The following is a 12,001-nucleotide window of genomic DNA, read 5'->3' as shown; positions in this document are numbered from 1 at the left end:
TTTATCTATGACATTTTTCCGTGTCAGGCCCGCCGACCCTCCACACGAAATCGGTGACGTTCGATGACGACGGATACACACTCGACCGGAAACAAACTCGTCGCAGCGTGGACGAGCCTGGACCGCTCCCAGCGACGCAGCATCATCGGAATGACGGCCACGGTCGTCACGCTCAACGTCGTCGGCTGGGCAGTGCTGCTCGGCCTGGTCGTTCCCGGGCACTACACCGTCGAGGGCAGCGCGTTCGGCGTCGGACTGGGCGTCACCGCCTACACGCTCGGAATGCGACATGCCTTCGACGCCGACCACATCGCCGCCATCGACAACACAACACGCAAGCTTGTTGCCGATGGCAAAAAGCCCATGTCCGTGGGGTTTTGGTTCTCACTCGGCCATTCGACCATCGTATTTGTCATGGTTGCACTGCTCGCGCTGGGCGTACGACGGCTAGCGTCCACCCTCTCTGACGAGAATTCCGACCTGGGGAAATGGGCCGGATTGTTCGGAACCACTGTCTCGGGCACATTCCTGATCCTGATCGGCCTCCTGAACCTTGTGTCCCTCATCGGAATTCACCGGGTCTATACAAAATACAAGGCCGGAACGTTCGACGAAGAACAACTCGAGAAGGAACTCGACAGCCGCGGCGCGTTGAACAAGATTCTGGGGCCGGTCATGAAAACGGTCCGCAAGCCATGGCACATGTATCCAGTCGGATTACTGTTCGGCCTGGGGTTCGACACCGTAACCGAGGTCGGCTTGCTCGTCATCGCCGGCGGCGCAGCTGTGACGGGATTACCATGGTATTCGATTCTCGTTCTGCCGATTCTGTTCTGCGCCGGGATGTGCCTCTTCGACTCCATCGACGGTTCGTTCATGAATTTTGCCTACGGTTGGGCGTTTGCGCAGCCGGTCCGAAAGATCTACTACAACATGGTGATTACCGGCTTGTCTGTTGCCGTCGCCCTCATCATCGGAGTGCAGGAGATCATCTCGATCTTCACCGAGAAGCTCGAGATTCACACCGGAATCCTGGGCACGATCGGCAGCCTGGACTGGGGCGCGATGGGCTTCATCATCGTGGGGCTGTTTGCGATCACCTGGCTTGTTGCGATTGCCGTATGGAAGCTGGGACGCGTCGAAGAGCGGTGGCAGGCGCAATCTGCCGCGGCGGCGGGGCAAGAAGCGACGTAGGCGTGTTTCGCGAGCAGCCTTCCGGGGTATTGACCGATTGCGGCGGAGATTTCGGAGCGAGGGGTCAGCCGCAACAGGCCTGCCGCCCGGCTGTCACTCGCCGGGAGGTGGGCCGCCTAATTTGATGGCCACACGTCATTCGAGAATTCGAACATATGTTCTAGCTTTGGGTGTAGTCTGATCTTCATGTCCAGCGCCATGCAACCGTCACTGTTCGACAATGTCGACCTGGGTGTTTCCTTGGCTGACCTCGACAACACCCTGCAACGACGGACACTCACCGCGGGCGCGTGGGTCGACCACAGGCCGGCTTGGCTCACTGGATCGGAGGCCGTGTTCGATACCCTCGAACGATCGGTGCCCTGGCGTGCCGAACGGCGGCAGATGTACGACCGCGTGGTCGACGTTCCGCGACTGGTGTGTTTCTACAACGAGAACGAGCCACTACCGGATCCCCTGCTCACCGAGGCGAAGGACGCTCTGAGCAGCCACTATCGCAGCGAACTGGGCGAACCGTTCACCACGTCCGGCCTGTGCTTCTACCGCGACGGCAGCGACAGCGTCGCGTGGCACGGCGACGACACCGGGCGAAGCCGCACCGAGGACACGATGGTAGCCATCCTGTCGCTCGGTGCTGCCCGCCCGCTACTTCTTCGTCCCCGCGGCGGCGGTGAGTCCATCCGCTTCAACCTCGGGCACGGCGACCTGCTGGTCATGGGAGGTTCGTGCCAACGGACGTGGGAGCACGCTGTACCCAAGAGCGCTCGCGCCCTCGGCCCGCGGATCAGCGTGCAGTTCCGCACTCGCGGAGTCCGCTGAACCGTCAGACGAGCAGTTTTGCTCCGGTGGCGGCAACAACGTCGTCGACGCTCACTCCCGGCGCCGTTTCGACCAGGCGAAGACCGTCGGCGGTCACGTCGATGACCGCCATGTCGGTGATGATCCGCTGCACACAACCCTTGCCCGTGAGTGGAAGGGAGCATTCTTCGACAATCTTGTGCTCACCCTTCTTCGACACGTGCTCCATCATCACGATGACGCGCTTGGCGCCGTGGACCAGGTCCATCGCGCCGCCCATTCCCTTGACCATGTGACCGGGAATCATCCAGTTCGCGAGATCACCGGTGGCGCTGACCTGCATGGCCCCGAGGACAGCAACGTCCACCTGGCCACCGCGAATCATGCCGAACGACGCGGACGAGTCGAAGAACGACGCGCCTGGCAGCACCGTGATGGTTTCCTTACCGGCATTGATCAGTTCGGGATCGAGTTCATCCTCGGTCGGATACGGCCCGACACCCAAAACGCCGTTCTCCGAATGCAATACAACGGTGATGTCGGTGGGCAGATAGTTCGGAACCAGCGTCGGCATGCCGATGCCGAGGTTCACGTACTGGCCGTCTTCGAGTTCGCGAGCGACCCGCGCAGCCATCTCTTCACGGGTGAGTTTGGTGGGAGCTTGGCCCGCCTCGTTTGTCAGTGTCATGCTCGTACCGTCCGATTCTCGATGCCGACCGTCACGGGGCCGACGTGGACAACTCGCTGGACATGGATGCCTGGTGTGTGGATCTCGGCGGGGTCGAGTTCGCCGGGTTCCACGAGGTGTTCCACCTGAGCGATGGTGATCCGACCGGATGTTGCCGCGGCCGGGTTGAAGTTCTGAGTGCTTGCTCGGTAGACGAGATTGCCGTGCCGGTCACCTTTCCAGGCGTGAACCAGGGCGTAGTCGGCGACGATACCTCGTTCCATCACATAGGTGACGCCGTCGAAGTCACGAGTTTCCTTGGGCGGGCTAGCAACTGCGATGCCGCCGCTTCCGTCGTAGCGGAGCGGCAAGCCGCCGTCGGCGACCTGGGTGCCGACACCAGCGGGCGTGAAGAACGCGGGGATACCTGCGCCACCGGCGCGCATGCGCTCAGCGAGGGTGCCCTGCGGAGTGAGCTCCACTTCCAGTTCACCGGCGAGATACTGGCGAGCGAACTCCTTGTTGGAGCCCACGTACGAGCTGACGGTCCGGCGAATCCGCCCCTTCTCGAGGAGCACCCCGAGGCCGAATCCATCAGTGCCGCAGTTGTTACTCACGGTCTCGAGTGACGTTGCGCCTTGCTCGAGCAGAGCGTTGATGAGGATCTCGGGCACTCCGACGAGCCCGAATCCTCCGACAGCGATCGTGACGCCGTCCGGCACGTCCGCGACGGCCTCGGCTGCAGTGGGAATGACTTTGTCCATCATGTCGATCACAGTAGCGCGCGCCGTACGTATTGTGAACCCCTGTGCGGATCACGAACATTTCTCGCCCCCGGCATTGCCTGGGTCACAACAACGAACTAGTCTGTTCGCAGAGCGCATCACCTGTACACATTGCGAACACGTAATCGAACGACGAGGTTCCCCATGCTGCATTTACCGCCGAGGTACCAGCGGCCGACCGGCGTCAACGCCCCGGCTGATTTCGCGGACTACAAGACCACCTCCCTCCGCCACCCCAAGCAACCGCTGAAGCTGCTCCCGCAGCGCCTCACGGAATTGACCGGGCCGGTTTTCGGTGAGGACCGCGTCAGCGCTGGTGAAAACGATCTGACCATCGCCAACGGAGGCGAAGCACAAGGGCAGCGCATCGTGGTTCACGGCCGTGTCCTCGACGGTGACGGCAAGCCAGTCCCCCACACCCTTCTGGAGGTGTGGCAGGCCAACGCCGGCGGACGCTACCGCCACACGGGTGACAACTGGCCGGCTCCACTCGATCCGTTCTTCAACGGTCTCGGCCGTTGTGTGACGGACGCCGACGGCCACTATTCGTTCACCACCATCAAGCCAGGCGCCTACCCGTGGATGAACCACGACAACGCGTGGCGCCCGGCCCACATTCACTTCTCGCTCTTCGGTACGGCATTCACGCAGCGCCTGGTGACGCAGATGTACTTCCCCGACGACCCGTTGTTCTTCCAGGACCCGATCTACAACGCCGTACCTGAAGAAGCGCGTCATCGCATGGTCAGCGTCTTCGACTACACCGCCACAGCACCCAACTGGGCTCTCGGGTTCCGCTTCGACATCGTCCTGCGCGGACGTAACGCTTCCGTATTCGAGAACGAGGAAGACCACGATGACTGACAAAACTGCGAAGCCTGCACCAGCCACATTCCCCGTCGCTTCGCTCGCCCCGACATACCCTGTCGTCCCCGGCGATTTCACCACGGCACCTTTCGGAGTCACGCCGTCGCAGACTGTCGGCCCGTACTGGCATATCGGCCTCCCCTGGACGGACGGACCCGACGCGGCCCCTTCCGACGCTCCTGGCCGAATCACGCTCGCCATCACAGTGATCGACGGCAACCGCACACCAGTGGCTGACGCGATGATCGAGACGTGGCAGGCAGATACGCTCGGGCGCTTCAACCATCCCGACGATCCCCGCGGCGCAGTCGAGCTCACCCCGGCAGGCTTCCGTGGGTTCGCCCGCAGCGCAGCCGATCCCACCGGAACTGCCCTGGTCCACACCGTCAAGCCCGGCGCGCTGCCCACCGAAACCGAGGTTGACGAAGCTCCCCACGTCAACGTCTCGATTTTTGCCCGCGGCATGCTCGATCGCCTGGTCACTCGGTTGTACTTCCCGGAAGACGCAGACGCGCACGCGACCGATCCGGTGCTGAGTTCGCTGACCGAAACCGAACGCGCCAAGTTGGTTGCAACAAAGGTCGACGGTGGGTACTCCTGGACGGTCTATGTTCAGGACGACAACGCCGACGGCGTCGAGACGCCCTTCTTCGAGCTGTAAAGAGGAGTACACATGTCCACTCGCGGCGCACTGTTCGATCCGGTGTTCGGTGCCACCCTGGTATCCGAGCATCTGTCAGACCAGGCGTGGGTGACCGCGTTGCTCGACGTGGAAGCCGCACTGAGCTGTGCGGCGGCCACGATCGGGTTGGCCGACGGTAACCAGTGCGCCGCTGTGGCGGCTGCTGCCGCAGAGCTGTCCAAACCCGGTGGGCTCGACATCGTCGCACTGGGTCGCGCCTCTGCCTCGGGTGGTAATCCGGTGATCCCGCTCGTGAAGATTCTGCGTGAACGTGTTGCTCAGGACGGTATACCTGGCAATGTTGTTCACCCGGGCGCCACCAGCCAGGACATCATGGATTCCGCACTCATGCTGCTGACGCGCCGCGCAGGCTCTGTTGTACTCGCAGATCTGACCTGGGCTGCCGACTCTGCAGCTCACCTCGCCCGACTCCATCGCTCGACGCCGATGGTGGCGAGAACCCTGGGGCAACAAGCACTTCCGACCACCTTCGGGCTACTGGCAACAAGCTGGTTCACCGCACTCGACGCCGCTGCCAATCGACTCGAGACCGTGCTGTCGACATTGCCCGTTCAATTCGGCGGTGCCGCAGGCACACTCGCCGCGTCGTATCCGAACGGTCTCGCACTCGCCGACGCTTTTGCCGACGAACTCGGCTTGGCTCGGCAGCTTGTTCCGTGGCATACCGATCGCGTGACCATCGCCGAACTGGCAACCACCCTCGGCATCGTCGCTGGGGCCGTGTCCAAGCCGGCTACAGACATCACAGTCATGGCATCGACGGAGCTTTCCGAAGTTGCCGAGAAAACTCCAGGCGGCTCATCCGCCATGCCGCACAAGCAGAATCCGGTTGCCGCCGTTACCGCCCGTGCGGCGGCGCGGCGTGTTCCCGCACTCGTCGCCACAGCGCTGTCCAACATGGATCACGAGTTCGCGCGGGCGGCCGGTCCGTGGCATGCGGAGTGGGAAACCGTCACAGATCTCCTGCGTCTGACCGGCGGAGCGGCACATCAACTGTCCGTCAGTCTTGCCGGCTTGCAGGTGCATACCGATTCGATGGCACGCAACCTCGACATCACCGGTGGTTTGATTCTTGCCGAACGGGTCACGAAGGCACTCTCGGCGCATACCGATCGTGCTCGTGACATCGTCACCGCCGCAGCCGCTTCCGGCACGCGTTTGGACCGCGACCCGGCAATCACGGAACACCTGACCGCTGCCGAACTTACCGAACTTCTTGATCCAGCACAGTATCTGGGCCACGCCACCGACCTGGTCGACCGAGCCCTCGCCGCACGCCCCACAGGAGGACCCCGATGAGCGTCGCGCTCAACTTTCACCAGACCGGCAATCCCGACGCTCCCGCAGTTGTGTTCCTCGGCTCGCTCGGATCCGATCTCTCCATGTGGGCGCCGCAGATCCATGCGCTGTCGAACCGCTACCGCGTCATCGCCGTCGATCATCGTGGTCACGGTAAGTCCCCGGTACCCGCCGGCCCGTACACCGTCGCGGACCTTGCCGGAGATGTCATCGCACTGATCGATTCGCTCGAACTCGAGTCGGTTCACCTGGTCGGACTCTCCCTCGGCGGTGCAGTCAGCCAGTGGATCGCCGCGCACCATCCCACTCGCGTCGACACCTTGACATTGCTGTGCACGTCCTCGCAGTTTGCCCCGGCCCAGCCGTGGATCGATCGAGCGCAGACCGTCCGCACCGACGGCATCGCGTCCATTGCCGCAGCTGTTGTCGGCCGCTGGTTCACACCCGGACTTGCCGAAAGCGATCCGGAACTTGTCGCGCGGCATGTGGCGATGGTCGAGGCAACACCCGACGAGGGATACGCTGCCTGCTGCGAAGCACTCTCCGTCTGGGACGGCCGCGGCGACCTCGCCCGAATCGTGGCTCCGACCCTCCTCATCGCGGGTGAGCAGGATCCGTCGACTCCCCCGGCCACCCTGGCAGCGATTGCCGACGGTATTGCCGACTCCGTGATGCACGTCGTCGATCCCGGAGCGCACCTCGCCAATGTCGAGCAGGCCGGACGCGTCACCAAACTCCTTGCGGCGCATATTTCCTCGCATACACCCGCGGTTGCTCAACGCAGCGCCGCGGTCGCGGCCGGGATGACCGTCCGGCGCCAGGTTCTCGGTGACGCCCACGTCGATCGGTCCATCGCCGGCACCACCGAGTTCACCGCGCCGTTCCAGGATTTCATCACTCGCACCGCCTGGGGCGACGTTTGGTCGCGTCCCGGACTCGATCACCACACACGCAGGCTGCTGACTCTCGCGATACTCACCGCAGTCGGCAACGAGCACGAACTAGACATGCATATCCGCGCCGCACTGCGCAGCGGAATGGATCCGGATCAACTCGTGGAAGTATTTCTCCATACCGCGGTCTATGCGGGTGTGCCGAACAGCAATCAGGCTTTTGCGCTGGGTAAGCAGGCACTCGCGGACCTCACGCCGAAGCCCGAGGAGAACACGACACCATGAGCGAAACCAACAGCGACCAGTCGCCGGGGCCGTCACCCGACTACGTGCAGTCGCTGGCCCGCGGACTGTCCGTCATCAAGGCGTTTGATGGCGAGCACCCCCGGCGCACGCTCAGTGAAGTCGCCCGGACCACCGATCTCACGCGTGCCACAGCGCGTCGGTTTCTGCTCACTCTGGTGGAGCTCCAATACGTACGTACGGATGGTTCGGTGTTCTGGCTGACTCCACGCGTTCTCGAACTCGGGTACAGCTACCTGTCCAGCCTGTCGCTGCCCGAGCTCGCGGGACCGCATCTGGAGGCGCTGTCCGCCAAGGTCCGGGAATCCACCTCGGTCTCCATCCTCGACGGCGACGACGTCGTGTACGTCGCCCGCGTACCGGTCAGCCGCATCATGACGGTTTCCATCACCATCGGCACTCGCTTTCCGGCGTACGCAACGTCCATGGGGCGAGTGCTGCTCGCCGGTCTGCCAGACGATGCACTCGAGCAGTACCTGTCCCGAGTCTCGTTCACACGTCTCACGGGCAAGACCATCTCGACTCCCGAAGAACTGCGGGCCGAACTCGACAAGATTCGCGCCGACGGTTTCTCAGTGGTCGATCAGGAGCTCGAAGAGGGGTTGCGATCGCTCGCAGCACCGATTCGCGATGCCAACGGCGCCGTGGTTGCCGCGGTGAATATTTCCACCCAGGCTGCCCGCTACAGCACCGAAGCGGTTCTCGCTGAACTTGTTCCGGCTGCGATAGCCACCGCCGACGCGATCTCCGCCGATCTCGGCCGTACTCAATCCTCGAACAATCACTCGGCTGCTACGCGCTGATCGAGCCCACTCCAAGGAAGAACTCATGCCTGACGTTGTCATCTGTGAACCGCTCCGCACACCGGTAGGCCGCTTCGGCGGTGTCTTCCGCGACACCGCACCGGAAGACCTCGCTTCCACCTTGATCACCGAACTCGTCTCGCGCACCGGAATTTCCGGTTCCGATGTGGACGACGTGATCTTGGGGCAGGCGTCCCCGAGCGGTGAGGCTCCGGCCATCGGCCGCATTGCTGCGCTCAATGCCGGACTCGGCATCGATGTCCCCGGTATGCAGGTGGATCGGCGCTGCGGATCCGGTTTGCAGGCGATCATCGCGGCAGTCATGCAGGTTCAGTCCGGCGGCAGCGATCTGGTTCTCGCCGGCGGCGCCGAGTCTATGAGTGCGGCCGAGTTCTACGCCACCGGAATGCGTTGGGGCGTCAAGGGTGAAGCCGTGGCGCTCAGTGATCGTCTGGCCCGCGCCCGTGTCACTGCCGGCGGCCGCGATTTCCCGGTTCCCGGAGGCATGATCGAAACCGCAGAGAACTTGCGGGCAGAGTTCTCCATCAGTCGCAAGGATCAGGACGCATTAGCCGTGCAGTCTCATCAGCGCGCAGTCGCCGCCCAGAAGAATGGCATCTTCGCCCAGGAAATCGTTCCGGTCTCCGTACCCCAGCGCAAGGGCGACGCGCTCCTCGTCGACACCGACGAGCATCCGCGCGCCGACACCTCGATGGAATCCCTTGCCCGCCTTCGCCCCATGCGCGGCAAGATCGACCCTGACTCCACCGTCACGGCCGGCAACGCGAGCGGTCAGAACGACGGCGCGGCACTCGCCATCGTCACCACCGCCGAGAAGGCACGCTCACTCGGTCTGCGTCCCCTTGCCCGCCTTGCCAGTTGGAGTGTTGCCGGTGTTCCACCCCGCACCATGGGCATCGGCCCCGTTCCGGCGTCCGAGAAGGCACTCGGCCGCCTCGGCCTCACCTTGGCAGACATGGACGTCATCGAACTCAACGAAGCCTTTGCCGCACAGGCACTTGCAGTTCTGCGCACCTGGAAACTCGAAGCCGACGACCCCCGCATCAACCCCAACGGCTCCGGCATCTCACTCGGTCACCCCGTAGGTGCGACCGGCGGACGAATCCTCGCCACGCTGCTGCGCGAAATGGATCGACGGGAAGCCCGCTACGGCCTCGAAACCATGTGCATCGGCGGCGGCCAGGGACTGGCTGCCGTGTTCGAACGCCTCAGCTGAGAATCGCGCGGCACTTATTGTTTAGCGTCGTTTTGCTGAGCGTCGTTCTCGAACCGTCCGTGCCGTCCCGCCCCGGCAGCAAAGGCCGCCGCTCCGCGCGCACCTTCGGCAGCGACAATCGGACTACCAGCAGCACCTTCCGCTCGCAGCGCTTCCGCGAGCGGAAGGTCGAATGACCGGTACGCCGACACCCGGTCCGCCAGCATACACAGCTGCGGAAACGCAGTGAGCTGCTGCGCCAGTTCTTGCGCTGCCGCCAAGGAGTCACCTACCGGAACAACACGATTCACCAGCCCGAACGAAAGTGCTTCCTGGGCGTCGACGGGCCGCCCTGTCAGGATCATGTCGAGTGCGCGGCCCTGTCCCACTATGCGTGGCAATCGAACGGTTCCGCCGTCGATCAAGGGCACTCCCCAGCGCCGACAGAAAACACCGAAGACCGAGTTTTCCTCACAGACTCGCAGATCGGCCAGCAAGGACAATTCCAGGCCACCGGCTACCGCATACCCACTGACAGCGGCGATCAGCGGTTTCGACAGCGCCAGCCGACTCGGACCCATCGGCCCCGTACCGCCGCCCTCCGGGTCGAGTTCATGCAAGCGCGACGGATCATTCACTGCCGTCAGATCTGCTCCGGCGCAGAAAGTTCCACCGGCACCCCAGAGTATTGCGACGTGCGCAGTATCATCGGCTTCGAAGTCCAGAAATGCGTCACGCAGCTGCGCGGCCATCGGCCCGTCGACGGCATTCTTTCGGTCGGGACGATTCATGACGATGGTGGTGACGCCACCCTCGCGCGCTACATAAACATCGCCGTGTGGGCGATCCGAGTCGGTCACTGTGCTTTCCTCACTATCGGCGGACAGTATCCCTATGTCCACACTGCCACTGTCCACACTGCCACTGTCCACACTGCCACGCAGGAAAATGAATCGTCAGCCGTTCGCGCGATCAAGAACCCGAGAACCAAGAAACAGATACCCGAACCCGCGCATGCGTGTGGGCTTCGCACCGGCTAGCTGGTGATGCGAAGCTCTCACACGGTATTCACTTCCGGTGGAACCGGATTCAGTCTCGGTGAACTGGTCCCTGACGGGTGGTGGAGCGTCGGCGTCGTTGTTTCGGGTCGATCGCAGCTGGTGGGATGAACCACGGTTTATGATCATCGCCCATCTTGACTTCCCAGATACCGCGAAACCCACTGGTGCTGTGGATCAACCGATGGTGATTTCGGCAGAGGAGGGTGAGATTGTCCATCACCGTCAGACCACCGACCGACCAGGGTTTTATATGGTGGGCGTCGCACCAAGCGGGTACGGCATCACAGTTGGGGAAGGCGCAGCCTTTGTCCCGGGCAATCAGTGCGGTGCGTTGTTCCGGTGTGACGAGGCGTTTGTGCGGCGTTGCATCGAGCGGTGCCCCGTTGCCGTCCATCAGGACGGTCGAGAGCATGCAGTCGCAGGCGAGCATCCGGGTCAGGCTCACACTGAGTGGTCCCATCCACGGCATGTATCCCACATCGAGATCCTCGACATCAGGCTCATCGTCATCGAAGGCACTGCCGTAGAACTCGCCATCATCCGATGCGGTATTGCTGCGCATGGTCGCGCATTCGCGATGCTCGGCAAGATCTTTCGCAGTGATGTGCACGTTCACGTGCGGACGCTGACCGCCGTCGATACCGGTCATGGCGTTGTCGAGGTAGCGGCGGATCAGTTCGGTGAAGGCGTCGGCGGTGCGTTTGGCTGCCGATCGCTGATCCGGGGTTCCGTCGGCAGCCGGTTTCGGCATCGACAAACCCGAGAGAGCCGATAACAACATTTCACCGGTCAACGCGTCGAAATCGCCCTTGATCGCGACCCGACCGTTCAACGTCGGCGAAATCCGCAAGACGTTGAGATCGTCGTCCTCACCGGGCGGGGTGTCGTCGGATTCGAATATCCGCTCCAGAACTGCAATCGCATAGCGGAGTTTGATGGTGGTCGCCTCCACGCCGGATGCCGCAGCGAGAAGAGTCTTCATACAGGACGGTAACGCCCTGTCGGGCATTCCTTTTGGTGGGGATTCGCAGAACGCGGCGATCATTGCCGCATGGTCGAGCGAAAGGTCACCGGCCTCGAATTGGGCAGTAATGTCCGGGAATGCCCGCAGTGCGGCACCGAGGGCGGCGATCTTGTTACCGGCCGCATTCTGCAACATCGTATTCGCCGCCAACCACCGACCCAAACCTCGATAACACAGCACCTGCTCATCCGGATTGAGCGCCAACGCATCTACTGCGGCAACCCGAATCGCTTCCAACCGAAGAATTTCCGCAGACACACTAACGGCAACGTCCCGAACCTCAGCCGGACGCAACCGCCACAACCTGCCCCGCACCCCCGTCGCGGAACCAGCGACAACATCCCCCACCGAAACAAAATCGTTCACCGTAGTCATCAGAGCCTCCCCA

At 62.9% G+C, this 12,001-nt stretch carries 12 protein-coding genes; 8 read left to right on the top strand and 4 right to left on the bottom strand.

The annotated features are described in order from the left end of the window. Positions 1 to 63: 63 nt before the first annotated feature. Entirely contained in the window at positions 64 to 1,194 is a 1,131-nt protein-coding gene (locus C7T36_RS27040) for a HoxN/HupN/NixA family nickel/cobalt transporter (protein WP_033234064.1), read from the top strand. Between the two features lie 186 nt (positions 1,195 to 1,380). Then, positions 1,381 to 2,013 carry an alpha-ketoglutarate-dependent dioxygenase AlkB gene (locus C7T36_RS27035; protein ID WP_045068958.1) on the top strand — a complete coding sequence of 211 codons (633 nt, stop codon included), beginning with the start codon at positions 1,381 to 1,383 and terminating at the stop codon, positions 2,011 to 2,013. Positions 2,014 to 2,017: 4 nt separating this feature from the next. Here the strand turns inward: C7T36_RS27035 and C7T36_RS27030 are convergent, their stop codons facing one another. Together C7T36_RS27030 and C7T36_RS27025 are read right to left on the bottom strand one after the other, a co-directional pair. Beyond that, positions 2,018 to 2,680: a CoA transferase subunit B gene (locus C7T36_RS27030; protein WP_033234062.1), complete on the bottom strand. Its 663-nt coding sequence runs from the start codon at positions 2,678 to 2,680 to the stop codon at positions 2,018 to 2,020. Continuing rightward, positions 2,677 to 3,423 (bottom strand): CoA transferase subunit A, encoded by a 747-nt coding sequence (locus C7T36_RS27025; RefSeq protein WP_033234061.1) that lies wholly within the window; start codon positions 3,421 to 3,423, stop codon positions 2,677 to 2,679. Before C7T36_RS27025 ends, C7T36_RS27030 begins: the two co-directional genes overlap by 4 nt. A 165-nt stretch (positions 3,424 to 3,588) precedes the next feature. Here C7T36_RS27025 and pcaH point away from each other — a divergent pair, with 165 nt between their 5' ends. From pcaH to C7T36_RS26995, 6 genes are read left to right on the top strand one after another with little or no spacing between them, the layout of a single operon-like run. Then, a complete protein-coding gene (gene pcaH / locus C7T36_RS27020) occupies positions 3,589 to 4,308 on the top strand; it encodes a protocatechuate 3,4-dioxygenase subunit beta (RefSeq protein WP_045068955.1) in 720 nt (239 codons plus the stop codon). Then, on the top strand, positions 4,301 to 4,972 hold the full coding sequence (pcaG, locus tag C7T36_RS27015; protein WP_045068953.1) for a protocatechuate 3,4-dioxygenase subunit alpha: 672 nt from the start codon (positions 4,301 to 4,303) through the stop codon (positions 4,970 to 4,972). Before pcaH ends, pcaG begins: the two co-directional genes overlap by 8 nt. A 12-nt stretch (positions 4,973 to 4,984) precedes the next feature. Continuing rightward, on the top strand, positions 4,985 to 6,313 hold the full coding sequence (gene pcaB, locus C7T36_RS27010) for a 3-carboxy-cis,cis-muconate cycloisomerase (RefSeq protein ID WP_045068951.1): 1,329 nt from the start codon (positions 4,985 to 4,987) through the stop codon (positions 6,311 to 6,313). Beyond that, on the top strand, positions 6,310 to 7,491 hold the full coding sequence (gene pcaD, locus C7T36_RS27005; protein WP_045068948.1) for a 3-oxoadipate enol-lactonase: 1,182 nt from the start codon (positions 6,310 to 6,312) through the stop codon (positions 7,489 to 7,491). The genes pcaB and pcaD overlap by 4 nt, the downstream gene beginning before the upstream one ends. Then, positions 7,488 to 8,312 carry an IclR family transcriptional regulator C-terminal domain-containing protein gene (locus C7T36_RS27000; protein WP_045068945.1) on the top strand — a complete coding sequence of 275 codons (825 nt, stop codon included), beginning with the start codon at positions 7,488 to 7,490 and terminating at the stop codon, positions 8,310 to 8,312. Before pcaD ends, C7T36_RS27000 begins: the two co-directional genes overlap by 4 nt. 25 nt (positions 8,313 to 8,337) lie before the next feature. Next, a complete protein-coding gene (locus tag C7T36_RS26995; RefSeq protein WP_045068942.1) occupies positions 8,338 to 9,549 on the top strand; it encodes an acetyl-CoA C-acetyltransferase in 1,212 nt (403 codons plus the stop codon). Positions 9,550 to 9,563: 14 nt separating this feature from the next. Here the strand turns inward: C7T36_RS26995 and C7T36_RS26990 are convergent, their stop codons facing one another. Together C7T36_RS26990 and C7T36_RS26985 are read right to left on the bottom strand one after the other, a co-directional pair. Continuing rightward, the gene (locus tag C7T36_RS26990) at positions 9,564 to 10,388 is read right to left on the bottom strand and encodes a crotonase/enoyl-CoA hydratase family protein (RefSeq protein WP_045068940.1); all 825 of its coding nucleotides are present in this window, start codon (positions 10,386 to 10,388) and stop codon (positions 9,564 to 9,566) included. 229 nt (positions 10,389 to 10,617) lie between these two features. Next, positions 10,618 to 11,988, bottom strand: a complete 1,371-nt coding sequence (locus C7T36_RS26985) for an HNH endonuclease signature motif containing protein (protein ID WP_045068938.1) — start codon at positions 11,986 to 11,988, stop codon at positions 10,618 to 10,620. Positions 11,989 to 12,001 lie beyond the last annotated feature (13 nt).

Source organism: Rhodococcus sp. AD45-ID (assembly GCF_003023755.1).
In the GTDB taxonomy this organism is placed as follows: Bacteria; Actinomycetota; Actinomycetes; order Mycobacteriales; family Mycobacteriaceae; genus Rhodococcus_F; species Rhodococcus_F globerula.
The sequence above is the reverse complement of the archived record's forward strand: the minus strand, read 5'-3'. Positions and strand labels throughout refer to the sequence as shown.

Coding starts and splice junctions, on each gene's coding strand:
- C7T36_RS27040 (WP_033234064.1), top strand. CDS start 64: ATGACGACGGATACACACTCGACCGGAAACAAACTCGTCGCAGCGTGG.
- C7T36_RS27035 (WP_045068958.1), top strand. CDS start 1,381: ATGTCCAGCGCCATGCAACCGTCACTGTTCGACAATGTCGACCTGGGT.
- C7T36_RS26985 (WP_045068938.1), bottom strand. CDS start 11,988: ATGACTACGGTGAACGATTTTGTTTCGGTGGGGGATGTTGTCGCTGGT.
- C7T36_RS27000 (WP_045068945.1), top strand. CDS start 7,488: ATGAGCGAAACCAACAGCGACCAGTCGCCGGGGCCGTCACCCGACTAC.
- pcaD (WP_045068948.1), top strand. CDS start 6,310: ATGAGCGTCGCGCTCAACTTTCACCAGACCGGCAATCCCGACGCTCCC.
- pcaB (WP_045068951.1), top strand. CDS start 4,985: ATGTCCACTCGCGGCGCACTGTTCGATCCGGTGTTCGGTGCCACCCTG.
- C7T36_RS27025 (WP_033234061.1), bottom strand. CDS start 3,423: ATGGACAAAGTCATTCCCACTGCAGCCGAGGCCGTCGCGGACGTGCCG.
- pcaH (WP_045068955.1), top strand. CDS start 3,589: ATGCTGCATTTACCGCCGAGGTACCAGCGGCCGACCGGCGTCAACGCC.
- C7T36_RS26995 (WP_045068942.1), top strand. CDS start 8,338: ATGCCTGACGTTGTCATCTGTGAACCGCTCCGCACACCGGTAGGCCGC.
- pcaG (WP_045068953.1), top strand. CDS start 4,301: ATGACTGACAAAACTGCGAAGCCTGCACCAGCCACATTCCCCGTCGCT.
- C7T36_RS27030 (WP_033234062.1), bottom strand. CDS start 2,680: ATGACACTGACAAACGAGGCGGGCCAAGCTCCCACCAAACTCACCCGT.